Source organism: Bordetella muralis, assembly GCF_054781015.1.
The window spans coordinates 48026-62602 of the sequence record NZ_BAAGVF010000006.1 but is presented as its reverse complement, the minus strand read 5'-3'; the positions used below and the strand labels follow the sequence as shown (position 1 = coordinate 62602).

Genomic DNA, 14577 nt, shown 5'->3' with positions numbered 1-14577 from the left:
ATCCATCCATTCAATATGTGTATCGGGCAATGTTATTTATAGCTCAATTGGTATTGAATGGTGTCAGCGCCCCTATACTTTTGCCGTTGGCATCATTCAAAGATGCCGTAAACCAGAAAGCATGCCCGCTGCGACCCAGCGAGAGCGGCTCAGTTAAAGATCAATTCAAAAACGGTATTGCGGAGACACACACGCATGAAAGCAAAGCGGATTTCCCGTATTCGCGCCCAGATCACGGGCGCACTGACCCTGGCGGTCGCAGCATGTTTTCCCGTTGCCAGCCAGGCGGCAGGCGATTACCCCAATCGTCCTGTTTCGCTGGTTGTTCCGTTCTCGCCCGGTGGGGGGACCGATATTTCGGCCCGCATCCTGGCCGAACGCCTGGGACAGACTTTGGGCCAGACTATCGTCGTCGACAACAAGGCCGGTGCAGGTGGGCAAATCGCTGCCGATCTGGTTGCGCGTGCGGATCCTGACGGCTACACGCTGCTGTTCGCAAACTCGGGCATGCTCTCTATCAACCCATGGATCTACAAGCTGAAGACGGATCCAGCGGTGGCATTCGCGCCGGTGTCGCTATTCTCGGACCTGCCTTTTGTGCTGGTCGTGCCGCCTTCGCTGAACGTCAAGACGGTGCAAGACCTGGTGGCCCTGGCCAAGGCCGAGCCGGGCCAACATACGTTTGCCAGTTCGGGCACAGGTGGCGCGCCTCACCTGACGGCGGAGGTTTTCCAATTGGCTACGGGCACCGAGTTGCTGCACGTTCCCTATAAAGGCGGTGGCCCCGCCATGGGCGACCTGATGGGCGGCCGCGTCGATATGTTGTTCGCCTCTGTGCTGGAAACCAATTCGTTCGTCCAAGCCGGCAAGCTGCGCGCGCTGGCGGTCACGGGTGACAAGCGATCGCCCGCGATGCCGGATGTGCCCACGATCGACGAGGCCGGTATCAAGAATGCCCAAGGTGGATCCTGGACCGCGGTGCTAGTGCCCGCAGGCACGCCGCAAGCCATCGTCGACAAACTCTCGAAAGCCATTCGGGATGTCGCCAACGAGGAAGGCATCAAGCAAAAGCTGCTGGCCCAAGGTGCAGGTGCTCATGGCTCAACGCCTGAAGAGTTGGCGCAACTGGCCTCGAGCGAACGCGCGCGTTATGGCGAAATCATCAAGGCACGCGGTCTGCTTGCACAATAAGCAGTTTCATACGCAAGGACCCGCTGCCCTCTTTCAGAATCGGAACATAGAGGACAAAGCGGGTCTTTGAAACCCCTATAGATTGGATTTTTCATGACTGATGCTGTCTCCACGGATCTCATCGACGTACTGATGGTGGGCCCCATGCCACCCGCCATCACTGAACACGTCGATCGCCATTACCGCTTGCACCGCTGGTGGGAAATCAAAGACCAAACCGGCTTTCTGCAAACGCAAGGGCAAACCGTGCGTGGCATTGTCACCAGCGGACGCCATGGCGCATCGGCAGAACTGATCAATAGCCTGCCCAAGCTGGAAGGCATTTTCAGCCAGGGTGTAGGCTACGATCCCATCGACATCAGCACCGCCAAGGCACGCGGCGTCGTCGTGACCAATACGCCGGGCGTATTGAACGATTGCGTCGCGGACACCGCACTCGCACTGATCTTGAACGTGTCGCGCCGTCTCTGTCTGGCGGATCGTTTCGTACGTGAGGGCCATTGGCTCAACGAAGTCTTTCCGCTGACGATCAAACCCAGCGGCAAACGCTGCGGCATCGTCGGGCTGGGCAGCATCGGCCTGCAGGTCGCCAAACGCGCCGAAGCCTTTGACATGAGCATCGCGTATTACAACCGCCGCGCGCGCAGCGATGTGCCGGATCACTATCGCTATTACGACAATCTGATCCAACTGGCCGAAGACAGCGATTTTCTGGTGGTGGTTGTGCCTGGTGGAGCAGAGACGCGACATCTGATTAATGATGCTGTGCTCAATGCGCTGGGGCCCAAGGGTTACCTCATCAACGTGGCGCGGGGTACCGTTGTCGATGAGTCTGCATTGATCAAGGCCTTGCAAGACGGCCGTATCGCGGGCGCTGGCCTGGACGTGTTTGAACACGAGCCTCAAGTGCCGCAGGCGCTATTGGACATGGACCAAGTCGTGCTCTTTCCGCATCTGGCCAGCGGTACGGAAGAGACTCGGCAGGCCATGGCCGATCTGGTGTTGAGTAATCTCGATGGCTGGTTTCAGAAAGGCGAAGTACTGACACGCGTGGTCTGATGCCAAATACCCAGCATGACCCTCATCATGCTGGGTATTTGTTTTCATCTCGTGGTGCAGCCTGCGTTGCGCATATGGCGGTTTCGCACGCTCACGTGCTCCGCGCATCGAGCACCCGCGGCGGCGCGGTCATGCGCAGTCCCGCCCGCACGGCCGTGCACGTCGCGGCAACCTACTCGCCTTTCACCCCGGCGTCTGCAATCACTTTCGCCCATTTCGCCCGCTCCGCGCTAATGCGCGCAGCCGCATCCGCAGGCGTCGTCCATGTCGCGACCGCCCCTTGATTCAGCAGCGCGGCCTTGACTTCGGGCTTGGCCAGGATCTGCTTGAGCGAGTCATTCAGCTTCTGAATGACAGCGTCCGGCGTTCCGGCAGGCGCCACGATGCCGAACATGGAGCTCACCTGAAAATTCGGCAGACCTGCTTCGGCGGTCGTCGGCACATCAGGCAAGGCCTCTGCGCGTTGATCTGACGCCACCGCGAGGGCCCGTAGTTTGCCGGCTTTCACGTGCCCCTGCGCGGCGGGTACGGTCTCGATCATGCTGAGCACCTGCCCGCCCATCAAATCGGTCATCGCCGGGCCACTGCCCTTGTATGGCACATGCAGGACGTCTACGCCCACCATGCTCTTGAACATTTCGGTGGCCAGATGTTGGGGCGAACCATTGCCCGATGAAGCCATCGTCAAATAGCCCGGACGCTTTTTGGCTAAATCGATGAATTCCTGCAGCGACTTCACTTCCACCGAAGGATTCACCACAAACACGAGCGGCACCGAACCGACGATAGAAACCGGGGCAAAGCTCTTTTCGATGTCGTAAGGGACTTTGCCTTTGTAGAGCTCTGCATTGATGGAATGGCTCGTCAACGCGCCGAGCAACAGCGTATAGCCGTCGGGATCCGATTTCGCGACCTGATCTGCGCCGATGTTGCCCGTCGCGCCGGCACGGTTTTCGACAACGAACTGCTGGCCCAGTGCCAGCGACAGTTCCTGCGCCATGACGCGGCCGATCACATCAGTTGCCCCGCCGGGCGGATAAGGCACCACCATACGCACGGGACGCTCGGGATAGCCCGCGGCAGCAGCGACGGTGGGCAAGCCCAGGCTCGCACAAAAGGTCAAGGCACAGGCCAGAAATGCCCGCCTTGCGGGGGGACGCTTGCTCGATAAAAACATGTGTGTCTCCTGCCAGGTTAGTGGTTGAATGTGTTTCTGGCGTCGATCCACCCTCCGGTACTTGCATTACGCGAGAAGGCCCGGATATGATCGCCCATAGATTATCAATAATATTATTGAGATGACAATGGCTTCCTCAAAAAAACCTGATTCCCCCGCCACTGGCCTGCGCAAAGGGCTGACCAATTACGGAGACACGGGCTTTTCGCTGTTCCTGCGCAAAGCCTTTATCAAGGGTGCGGGCTATACGGAGGACGCCCTGTCTCGCCCCGTGATCGGCATCGCGAATACGGGCAGCAGCTATAACCCCTGTCATGGCAATGCCCCGCAGCTGATCGAGGCGGTCAAACGCGGCGTGATGCTGGCGGGCGGGTTGCCGGTAGATTTCCCCACGATCTCGGTGCATGAAAGCTTTTCGCAGCCGACGAGCATGTATCTGCGCAACCTGATGTCAATGGACACCGAGGAGATGATTCGCGCGCAGCCCATGGATGCCGTGGTGCTGATCGGCGGCTGTGACAAGACCGTGCCCGCTCAATTGATGGGCGCCGCGTCGGCAGGCGTGCCGGCGATTCAATTGGTCACGGGTGCCATGCTGACTGGCTCGCACCGCGGCGAACGCGTGGGCGCGTGTACGGACTGCCGCCGCTATTGGGGCCGTTACCGTGCAGAGGAGATCGACGCCGAGGAAATCACCGACGTCAATAATCAACTGGTGGCCAGCGTTGGGACCTGTTCGGTGATGGGAACGGCCAGCACGATGGCGTGCCTGGCCGAGGCCTTGGGCATCATGGTGTTTGGTGGCGCCTCGGCGCCTGCCGTCACGGCTGACCGTATGCGCGTGGCGGAGCAGACAGGCACCACTGCTGTCGCTATGGCGACCAACCGTTTGACGCCCGACAGGATTTTGACGGGCAAGGCATTCGAAAATGCGTTGCGCGTGCTGCTGTCAGTAGGCGGCTCAACCAATGGCATCGTGCACTTGACCGCAATGGCGGGACGGCTGGGCATCGATATCGATCTGGCCGGCCTGGATCGCCTGAGTCGCGAGACTCCTGTACTGGTCGACTTGAAGCCCTCCGGCCAACATTACATGGAGGACTTTCACAAAGCGGGCGGCATGCCGGCGCTGCTGCGTGAACTGCGGCCCTTGCTACATCTGGATACGCTCACAGTATCGGGGCGTACGCTAGGCGAGGAGCTCGACGCCGCGCCAGCCCCCTTCGTGCAGGACGTGATTCGCCCGTTCGATTCGCCGATCTATCCGGTGGGCGGCCTGGCCGTTTTGCGCGGCAACCTGGCCCCCGGTGGCGCCATCATCAAGCAATCGGCGGCTAACCCCAAACTCATGGAACATGAAGGCCGGGCCGTCGTGTTCGAGGACGCCGAAGATATGGCCAATCGCATTGACGACGATGACCTGGACGTCACGGCGGATGACGTGCTGGTCTTGAAGCGCATTGGCCCGACCGGTGGGCCGGGTATGCCGGAGGCCGGTTATATGCCGATTCCGCGCAAGCTGGCTCGGGCCGGCGTCAAAGACATGGTGCGGATTTCCGATGGCCGCATGAGCGGTACGGCAGCGGGCACGATTGTGCTGCATGTGACGCCGGAGGCAGCGGTGGGTGGGCCGTTGGCGCATATACAAACAGGTGATCGCATCCGGCTGTCGGTGAAAAATCGAGAAATCGCCGTGCTGATCAGCGATGAAGAACTCGCCCGCCGCGCCGCTGCGCATCCCATCGAGCGCCCTACCGGGGAACGAGGCTATCGCAAGCTGTATATGCAGAGCGTGACGCAGGCCGATCAAGGCGTGGATTTTGATTTCCTGCGAGCCACAGATACGAAGGAAAGCGTACCCGGCAAGGCTTAGGCCATGCCACTGCACCTGCCTTCGCCGGATTGATGGACAATGCTGTACCGCCTCTCTCTCGCATTCGCAGTGTTGCAGATACCCTGGTCATAGAGCCGAGGGGCTGACTAGCATCCGGTCGAATCCGCCACGCATTCGAGACGTGCGCAATGACTCAACGCGCCGCCCATCAAAGGAAACATGATGTCTTCATTACCTCAACCGCTGCTCACAAACCCCGCCGCTACGCACGCCGTGGTGGTAGGTGGCGGCACGATGGGCGCTGACGTGGCCGTCGTCCTGGCACGTGCGCATTGCCGCACTACCGTCATTGAACCCGATGCCGCGCGCGCCCAGGCCCTGCCTGCGCGCGTCGCCGCTAATCTGGCCGCAGCGGGACGCGCAGAGGCGGCGGATTATGTACACACAGCGCCCGATCTGGATAGTGTCGACTGGAACAGCGTCGCGTTGGTGATCGAATGCATTCCAGAACGATTGGATCTGAAGCAAGCCCTATTTGCAGACCTGGAGCAACGTGCGTCTGCGCATGCCATTCTGGCGAGCAATAGCTCGAGCTTTCCGATCAGCGCGATCGGCCAGGGACTCAAGACACGCGATCGTATGTTGGGCCTGCATTTTTTCATGCCCGCGCATCTCGTGCCGCTGGTCGAGGTGGTGTTGTGCGACGCCAGCGATCCCGCGCAGGCCGATGCCCTGATTGCTTTCATGCGCCGTTGCGGCATGGTCCCGGTCAAGGTATTGAAAGACTTGCCTGGTTTTCTGGCCAATCGTTTGCAGCATGCGCTGTCACGCGAGGCATTTGATCTGATCGATCGCGGTATCGCCTCGCCCGAGGATGTCGATGCGGCTGTGAGATTCGGTTTTGGCTTCCGGTTTCTGGCCGCCGGCCCAGTATTACAGCGCGATCATGCCGGAATCGAGGTGCACGCGGCGGCAGGCGCCACGATGTATCCCTCGTTCTGCAACAGCGATACGCCTGCGCGTTGTCTCACCGAACGCGCCGCGGACGGCAGGCACGGAATGAAGGCAGGCCAAGGCTTTTATGAATGGACGCCTGAAAGTATCGCTACTGAGCGTGCGCGCTATGATCGATTGCTGCGCGCAGGACTCGATTTGATTGCGGATGAACTGCCGCCGATAGATCCCTGATCGGTCCCGGATTTCAATCGCTTTGCCAATTCGGCTGACATGCCGTCGCCCTTGACCCAGACCGACATTTTCTCGAGCCACTCGAAAGCGCTTGGCGTTCGGTGTGGTTCAGGGGGACCAGCATCACCTCCTCAAGTATTTTGCCGACCTCGTCGGCATGAGCGCGCAGCTTGCGGCCATGATGGGCAGCTCTGCACCGCGGTGTCGGGGCTGGTGATCCTGTTGCTGTGCCCGGTGGCCGGCATGCTGTCGGACCGCTATGGGCGCGATATCGTGATGCTGTTCGGCCTCAATACACCTGGGGCACGATCATCTCGCTTGGCACCGGATGACGGATATAGTCCTTGTTGCGCACGCGCTCCGGCAAGATCACCTCTTCACGTTCGACTTCCTGGTAGGGAAACTGCGACAGCAGATGGTGGATGCAATTGAGCCGTGCCTGCTTTTTATTGTCGGCAGGCACGACCCACCACGGCGCCTCGTTGATGTGTGTGTGGTCCAACATCGCCTCCTTGACGCGGGTGTAATCCTCCCAGCGGCGGCGCGATTCCAGATCCATGGGGCTGAGCTTCCATTGCTTTAGCGGATCGTGGATACGGCCGAGAAAGCGCAGATGCTGTTCCTCGTCCGTGATCGAGAACCAGTATTTGATGACCTTGATCCCGGAACGCACGAGCATGCGTTCGAATTCCGGCACCGAACGGAAAAACTCCTCGTATTCCTCGTCCGAACAGAACCCCATGACGCGCTCGACGCCTGCCCGGTTGTACCAACTGCGATCGAACAACACGAGTTCCCCGGCTGCAGGCAGATGTGCAACATAACGCTGGAAATACCATTGTGTACGCTCGCGATCGTTGGGTGCGGGCAAGGCAACTACGCGGCATACGCGGGGATTCAGGCGTTGGGTGATGCGCTTGATCACGCCGCCCTTGCCCGCTGCATCGCGTCCTTCGAAAATGATGACCGCTTTTTGCCGAGTCGATGCGACCCAGTTCTGCAGCTTGACCAACTCGCCTTGCAGACGAAACAGCTCACGGAAATAGGCTATTCGCTGGGCGTGTGTTTCATTTCCCGGGGCAACGCCACCCTCCTGCTGTGCCAGATCATAGGTGCGGTCTTCGATTTCCAGCTCCAGCTCTTCGTCCAGGCTGTCGAGCAAATCGTTTTCGATGCGGCGTCGCAGTTCGTCGCGGTCTTCAAAATTCATGGCGTCAGAGATCCTTTACCCGTTTTTGACAGCGTAGCGGGCGCAGATGAAGGATTGTTGACAGCGTTGTTGCACGGCGGATTTCGTCAGAGGCTGGGGGCTTGGCCGGCTGACTCACAAGCAGCCGGCCTCGGCATTCCCGCCCATTGAATCAAAGCACCGATCGATATCCAAACAGCGCGACCGACCCGCCCGTGTGAACGAACACGACATTCTGGCCACGCGTAAACTGGCCTGCGCGAATTTGACCGATCAGCCCGGCCATGCCTTTTCCTGAATACACAGGATCGAGCAAAATGCCCTCTTTCTGCGCGCACAGGGTCAGGGCCTCGATCATTCCAGGCGTGGGCTGACCATAGCCATCACCCACGTAGCCGTCATCGGCGCGTGAGGCGGACGCCTGAATTTTTGTCGATAGCCCAAGCAACGCGACGGTTTCATTAGCCAACTTCAGCACATTGGCCTCCTGAGGGGCCCTTTTTGCGCGCACGCTGATGCCCATGACGGGAATGCCGCTTTGCGTGCCTTCGAACGCCGCGAGCAAGCCTGCCTGCGTGCCGGTACTGCCGGTGGCATGGACCACCGAATCGATATTCAGTCCCAGATCATAGGCTTGCTGCATGATTTCCATACCGCAGGCGACATAACCCAAAGCCCCGATAGGGTTGCTGCCGCCGCCGGGAATAATGTAGGGCTTCGAACCTTTTGCACGCAGCTCGTCGGCCAATGTTGCCATGGCAGCATTCATATCGGTACCCGCCGGCACGCGCGCGACGATTTCGCCACCCAGCAGTCTGTCGAGCATCACGTTTCCGGACTCGGCGTATTCCTCGTCCAGGTTGGTAACGCGTGCCTCGAGAATCACCTTGGTTTTCATGCCGACGATGGCAGCAGCCGCGATGGTTTGGCGCACGTGATTGGACTGCGTAGCGCCTTGGGTGATGACAGTATCGGCGCCTTTGGCGAGCGCGTCGGCGATCAGGAATTCCAGTTTTCTGGTCTTGTTGCCTCCCGTGGCGAGCCCAGTGCAATCATCGCGCTTGATGTAGATGTCCGGCCCTCCCAGATATTCGCTCAGATTTTTCATATGTTCGAGCGGCGTCGGAAAATGGCCCAACCGTTTACGCGGAAATTTGGCGAGATTCATTGATCGATAACTCCAGTGGTGGATTGGCGAAACAAAAAGACCTCAGTGTCGTGACATGCCGCGCCGGGCTCCGCAGGTTTGACGCAGCTCCTGGCGCCGCACCTGGCGGCCCAGCGCTGGCTGCCCGACGCCCAACATTAACGCCGCCTGAGTGAAGCTGCCTAGTTCAGCGGCATAGTAAAAATATACGAGCTGCCGCAAATCCGTTCACACCCCTTCTGGCGGAAGAACCGGTATGGTGGGATTGTAGCGTTGCAACCTGGACCGGCGCGTGCAGTGCATGGCTATGGCACAGGCATGTCCAGGGCTCGCCGCCACGCCGTCGACTTGTCCTGCAGGCTCATGGCGGCATGCGCCGGGCTGGTTGACGGCAATTCGAAGTACAGCAGTTCGCGCGAGAGTCCCAACGCCGGCAGCACGTGCCGCTTGTACAACGCCGCGGCTTTGGCGCCATTGAAACAGACGCGTTCTATGCCCGGATGCAGGCGAAACAGCATCTCGAAATCGTTCGGCACCACGCTGGCAGCGAGGATATTTGCATCCAGACTGCCGGGACGCTCGCAGGCCTGCAGCACGTCCCACAGCGCTATCCCATTTGCCTTCAATGCCTCGCAACGCACCTGATACGAGGCCTGCGCGCCAAAGCCGTACAACTGCGCCGCTATCGGCCAGAACGCGTTGCGCGGATGTGCGTAATATTGTTGCTCGCGCAGCGATGCCACCCCCGGCATGGTACCCAGCACGAGCACCCGCGCATGCCGGGAGATCAGTGGCGGAAAGCCCGAAACATGACTTGAAACCGGCACAGCGGAAAGCTCCCAATAGCAAACGCGGCGCCCGGACAGTATCCAGGCGCCGCGTTTTTCCTGCAACGTGACGATGAAAACACGCCGTCCGTATTACGCAGCCAGACGCGTCTCGATCGACGACTTCACACCCGGCAATTCACCCGGCAGCCCCTGTGCCAATTGCTGGAACAAGGTATCGTGCAGCGCCAATTCATCACGCCACGATTTCACATCGACCGAGATGACTTGCTGGAACTGATCCGGGCTGAATTCCAGGCCGGTCCAATCGATGTCCTGATACGTGGGTGATACGCCGAATACTTGCTCGACACCATTGGCCGTGCCATCGATGCGGCCCAGCATCCACTTCAGAACACGCATGTTGTCGCCAAAACCCGGCCAGACAAATTTGCCATCCGGCCCTTTGCGGAACCAGTTGACACAATAGATGTGAGGCAGCTTGGCACCTGCATCCTGCAGGCGTTTGCCCAGTTTCAGCCAATGGCCAAAGTAGTCGCTCATGTTGTAGCCGCAGAACGGCAACATGGCGAACGGGTCGCGGCGCACGACGCCCTGCTGGCCTGCGGCCGCAGCCGTGGTCTCAGAGCCCATGGTGGCCGCCATGTAGACGCCTTCGACCCAATTACGGGCCTCGGTGACCAGCGGCACGGTGGTGGAGCGACGGCCGCCAAAGATGAACGCGTCGATGACGACGCCTTTGGGGTTTTCCCATTCAGGGTCGATGGACGGACATTGCGAGGCAGGTGCAGTGAAGCGCGCATTCGGATGAGCGGCTTTGCGGCCAGTTTCCTTCGCGCTCGCGGGCGTCCAATCCTGACCCTGCCAGTCGATCAGATGCGCGGGCGGCGTATCGGTCATGCCTTCCCACCAGACGTCGCCGTCATCAGTCAACGCCACGTTGGTGAAAATGACGTTGGCTTTCAACGTGGCCATGGCATTGAAGTTGGTCTTTTCGCTGGTGCCAGGCGCCACGCCAAAATAACCCGCTTCGGGGTTGATGGCACGCAGGCGGCCTTCGGCGTCCGGTTTGATCCAGGCAATGTCGTCGCCGATGGTGGAGACCTTCCAGCCGTCCATACCCTCGGGCGGGATCAACATGGCAAAGTTGGTCTTGCCGCACGCCGACGGGAATGCCGCGGCGACGTGATATTTGCGGCCTTTGGGCGAGGTCACGCCCAGAATCAGCATATGTTCGGCCAACCAGCCCTGATCGCGGCCCATGGTCGACGCGATCCGCAAGGCAAAGCATTTTTTGCCCAACAAGGCATTGCCGCCGTAACCCGAGCCAAAGCTCCAGATCTCGCGCGTTTCGGGATAGTGAACGATGTATTTCGTCGGATTGCACGGCCACACCACATCGGCCTGGCCTGCTGCCAGCGGGGCGCCCACGCTATGCACGCAAGGCACGAACTCGCCATCGCTGCCCAGCACGTCAAACACGGCGCGGCCCATGCGGGTCATGATGCGCATGTTGACCACGACATAGGGACTATCAGACAGCTCGACACCGATGTGGGCGATATCCGAGCCCAACGGCCCCATTGAGAACGGCACGACATACATCGTGCGCCCACGCATGGAACCCTCAAACAAGCCATTCAGCGTGGCGCGCATTTCAGCGGGATCAGCCCAATTGTTCGTAGGACCGGCGTCCTCGGCATGCTGCGAGCAGATAAAGGTGCGGTCTTCGACGCGCGCCACATCGGAGGGGTCGGACCAGGCCAGGTACGAATTCGGCCGCTTTTCCGGGTTCAATCGTCGCAAGGTGCCTGCCTGCACCATCAGCTCGCACAGTCGGTCGTATTCTTCTTGGGAACCATCGCACCAGACCACATTGTCCGGCTTTGTCAGCGCAGCCACACGCGCCACCCACTCGACCAACCCCTTGTGCTTGACGTATTCGGGTACGTTAAGCGAGGCGACTTCTCCGTCGAACGGCTTATTCATCGGGACCATCTCCTTTAATAAAAAAACGATGCGGGTCCCCCATGAGGACCCGCATTTCATCTATTTATCTGATTTCGCAATATTACTTGCCCGCACGCCCGCCGAACCAATTCGGGGCATCAGGAATGCAACATCGTATGTCTGTTGTATCGTCAACGAGGATAGGATGAACAGATGCACGAGTGCCTTGACGCGAATTCAGAAGTCGTCGAGCGTACTGCATTCCGCGGTATTCGTTTCGCGAAAACAGGGTAAACCCCGATAACATAGCGATTTTCAGCCGCCCATTTCCCATGCAACAAATCGAACTCAACGATAGTACTGCTGACCGCTACCTGCTGGATGCCCCGGGCTTGTCGCTGCTGGCCTTTCATAGCCGTACCTGCGGCACGTGCCGCATCGCGCGGGAACAGTTGCCCGAGCTGGACCTGCCGGTCGAGCGCCTGTGCTGGATCGATGCGGGCGATAACGGGGGATTGGTCGAACGCTACGAGGTCTTTCATTTGCCCGCCCTATTCCTCGTGCGCGACGGCGCCTATTACGGCGCCGTCAATGCATCGCTGGCGGAATGGGACCTGCGCCAGCAGATCAGTCTGGCGCTGGATAGTTACCCCGCAGAGCTACCCTGACGTTCAGGTGGCCAGTTATCCGGTGCTCGGACGGTCAAGCCGTCCGCGCCGACTCGATCAAATCTGACAGCCGGCGGCGTTGACGCCCTTCGGCGTCGAAATTATCCGGCGCGAGCCATTGCTCAAAGCCGCTGCACACGGCCGGCCATTCCGAATCGATGATGGAAAACCAGGCAGTATCCCGATTGCGCCCTTTATAAACCACGGCCTGCCGGAAAATCCCCTCGAACTGAAATCCCATGCGCAGCGCAGCGGCACGCGACGGCGCATTCAGGCTGTCGCACTTCCATTCATAGCGGCGATAGCCGAGTTGATCAAACGCCCGGCGCATCAGCAGATACTGGGCCTCCGTGCCGGCAGGCGTGCGTTTGAGCAGATTCGAATAGGCCACGTTGCCTACCTCGATCACGCCATTGGCCGGATCAATGCGCATGGCGGCCAAGGTGCCGACCGCTTGTCCCGTAGCCGAATCGATAACGGCAAAAAACTGGGGATCCTCAGAGGTCTGCACCGTACGCGCATATGCCAGATAGCTGGCCTCGTCGGCGAATGGCCCGGCCAGCGTATATGTCCAGTCAGCATCGTCAGGCGTCTGGCGAAACGCGGCATACAGTTGGGCGCCATGACGCGCCGCATCCAGCGGCTCGAGCCGGCAGTAATGTCCCGCGATCGCCTCATGCGGGGGCCGCGGACGCGCGGTCCAATTCGGGAGGGGATCGCCCACGGGCTGTTGAGTCCAGGCGCTGGTCGACGGCATACGTAGTTCCTTCTGATGATCGGTGGACAACGGTGTCATGCAAATACAGGCCATAAGGCTAGCTGAATCGTGGCATGGTAAAAAGATCCAATATCAGACTATTTGATGGTGCCATGGATACACCAGCCCCATTGCTGGACAGCCCGCTGTCGCCTCCTCAGGATGGCCACACGCTGCAGCGGCAATTGTTGCAAAGACTGAAGGCCTCCATTCTGGACGGGCGGCTGCCCGCGGGTAGCCGGTTGCCTGCATCGCGTGCTCTGGCAGAACAGCTCGGCATTTCGCGCAATACCGTGATGCTGGCCTATGGGCAATTGACCGCGGAGGGCTATGTCCGGGCGGATCGTCAGGGAACGCGGGTCGCCGCGCTGCCAGCGGCACCGACGGCGCGGGTCGCCCCCGCCCCCACAGGCGCCGGCGCCGCGCAACGCGTCAGCCGATTGACGCCATCGCCCCGCCGCGTCGAGGCTGGCATGGCATTGCGTCCAGGGACGCCGGCGCTCAATCATTTTCCGCTCAACGCGTGGCGCCGTACGCTGGACCGTACGCTGCGTGATATGCCCGCCAGCACACTGGGCTATGGCGAGCCCGCGGGCGAGCCGGCGCTGCGTGAAGCCATCGCCCGACATCTGGGTTTATCCCGCGGCGTGCGCTGCAAGGCAGAGCAGATCCTGATTACCGAGGGCGCCCAAGAGGCGTTGACCCTGTGCGTACGGCTGCTGAGCAATCCCGGCGATATCGCCTGGGTGGAGGACCCGGGCTATCGAGGGATCAAAGCAGCACTCCAGGCAGGAGACCTGCAGGTGATACCGGTGCGCGTTGATGCCGAGGGCCTGGCTGCGCCTGCCGCGCTCTGGCACACCCATACGCCACGCGTGATCTACACCTCGCCCTCGCATCAATATCCGACGGGCGCCGTGCTGAGCGCCGCTCGCCGCCTGGACCTGCTGGATCGCGCCCGGCGCAACAACGCCTGGATCATCGAGGACGATTACGACAGCGAATTCCGCCACCAGGGCGATCCGATCCCTGCGATGCAGGGGCTCGCGGATAACGCCCCGGTGGTCTACATCGGCACGTTCAGCAAAACCATGTTTCCCGCCCTGCGCGTCGGATTCCTCGTATTGCCCGAAGGGCTGACGGGCTCGTTACATACTGCCGTGCACGAATTACTGCGCGGCGGCCATCGGCATGAACAGCTCGCCCTGGCGGACTTTATGGAAAGCGGCCAATTTGCCCGCCATCTGGGCCGCATGCGGCGTCTCTATCGCGACCGGCAATCCGCGTTGCGAACGGCCTTGGCTTTGCATCTGCCGGTCTCGCATGAAGTATTAGGCGGACAAGGCGGCTTGCATTTGACCCTGAGACTGCCGCCAGACATCCCAGACCGGCAACTCGCTGCTGCGGCGCGGCGGGCGGGCATGGCGCCCACGGCCCTGTCGGCCTTTGCCCTGCAGCCGACTGCAGAAGACAATGGACTGGTACTGGGCTATGGCAATACCTCGGCGGATCTGTTCGAGCCCCTCATCAAGCGGCTTGCCAAACTGATCGTGGAAACCACTGCAGGGCGCACGGCATAAGGACGACAATCCCGCTCGCCGGAAAATGCCCCAGCCAGGAGCGGGCCTC

General features: G+C 60.3%; 13 protein-coding genes. 6 read left to right on the top strand and 7 right to left on the bottom strand.

What is annotated here, in order from left to right; genetic code table 11:
- The first annotated feature begins 195 nt into the window (after positions 1-195).
- A complete protein-coding gene (locus tag ACYVIT_RS11295; RefSeq protein WP_415806095.1) occupies positions 196-1191 on the top strand; it encodes a Bug family tripartite tricarboxylate transporter substrate binding protein in 996 nt (331 codons plus the stop codon).
- 93 nt (positions 1192-1284) lie between these two features.
- Positions 1285-2250 (top strand): 2-hydroxyacid dehydrogenase, encoded by a 966-nt coding sequence (locus ACYVIT_RS11290; RefSeq protein WP_415806094.1) that lies wholly within the window; start codon positions 1285-1287, stop codon positions 2248-2250.
- A 172-nt stretch (positions 2251-2422) separates the two neighbouring features.
- Here the strand turns inward: ACYVIT_RS11290 and ACYVIT_RS11285 are convergent, their stop codons facing one another.
- Positions 2423-3427, bottom strand: a complete 1005-nt coding sequence (locus ACYVIT_RS11285) for a Bug family tripartite tricarboxylate transporter substrate binding protein (RefSeq protein ID WP_415806093.1) — start codon at positions 3425-3427, stop codon at positions 2423-2425.
- A 127-nt stretch (positions 3428-3554) separates the two neighbouring features.
- Between ACYVIT_RS11285 and ACYVIT_RS11280 the strand changes: the two genes are divergently transcribed.
- Entirely contained in the window at positions 3555-5300 is a 1746-nt protein-coding gene (locus tag ACYVIT_RS11280) for an IlvD/Edd family dehydratase (RefSeq protein WP_415806092.1), read from the top strand.
- 183 nt (positions 5301-5483) lie between these two features.
- Positions 5484-6449, top strand: coding sequence for a 3-hydroxyacyl-CoA dehydrogenase family protein (locus tag ACYVIT_RS11275; RefSeq protein ID WP_415806090.1), 966 nt, complete (start codon positions 5484-5486; stop codon positions 6447-6449).
- A 289-nt stretch (positions 6450-6738) separates the two neighbouring features.
- On the opposite strand, the gene ppk2 is transcribed toward ACYVIT_RS11275, so the two are convergent.
- The 5 genes from ppk2 to ACYVIT_RS11250 form a co-directional block, all read right to left on the bottom strand.
- Positions 6739-7659: a polyphosphate kinase 2 gene (gene ppk2 / locus ACYVIT_RS11270; RefSeq protein ID WP_415806089.1), complete on the bottom strand. Its 921-nt coding sequence runs from the start codon at positions 7657-7659 to the stop codon at positions 6739-6741.
- 151 nt (positions 7660-7810) lie between these two features.
- Positions 7811-8806, bottom strand: a complete 996-nt coding sequence (gene cuyA / locus ACYVIT_RS11265; protein ID WP_415806088.1) for a D-cysteate sulfo-lyase — start codon at positions 8804-8806, stop codon at positions 7811-7813.
- A 42-nt stretch (positions 8807-8848) separates the two neighbouring features.
- On the bottom strand, positions 8849-9007 hold the full coding sequence (locus tag ACYVIT_RS11260; RefSeq protein WP_415806087.1) for a helix-turn-helix domain-containing protein: 159 nt from the start codon (positions 9005-9007) through the stop codon (positions 8849-8851).
- Between the two features lie 83 nt (positions 9008-9090).
- Entirely contained in the window at positions 9091-9612 is a 522-nt protein-coding gene (locus ACYVIT_RS11255) for a DNA-deoxyinosine glycosylase (RefSeq protein WP_415806086.1), read from the bottom strand.
- Positions 9613-9705: 93 nt separating this feature from the next.
- A complete protein-coding gene (locus ACYVIT_RS11250; RefSeq protein WP_415806085.1) occupies positions 9706-11562 on the bottom strand; it encodes a phosphoenolpyruvate carboxykinase (GTP) in 1857 nt (618 codons plus the stop codon).
- 293 nt (positions 11563-11855) lie between these two features.
- Between ACYVIT_RS11250 and ACYVIT_RS11245 the strand changes: the two genes are divergently transcribed.
- Complete coding sequence (locus ACYVIT_RS11245; protein ID WP_415806084.1) at positions 11856-12191, top strand: thioredoxin family protein; 336 nt, start codon at positions 11856-11858, stop codon at positions 12189-12191.
- A 34-nt stretch (positions 12192-12225) separates the two neighbouring features.
- On the opposite strand, the gene ACYVIT_RS11240 is transcribed toward ACYVIT_RS11245, so the two are convergent.
- Complete coding sequence (locus ACYVIT_RS11240; RefSeq protein ID WP_415806083.1) at positions 12226-12948, bottom strand: GNAT family N-acetyltransferase; 723 nt, start codon at positions 12946-12948, stop codon at positions 12226-12228.
- A gap of 74 nt (positions 12949-13022) precedes the next feature.
- Between ACYVIT_RS11240 and pdxR the strand changes: the two genes are divergently transcribed.
- The gene (gene pdxR / locus ACYVIT_RS11235) at positions 13023-14528 is read left to right on the top strand and encodes a MocR-like pyridoxine biosynthesis transcription factor PdxR (protein WP_415806082.1); all 1506 of its coding nucleotides are present in this window, start codon (positions 13023-13025) and stop codon (positions 14526-14528) included.
- Positions 14529-14577: the final 49 nt, after the last annotated feature.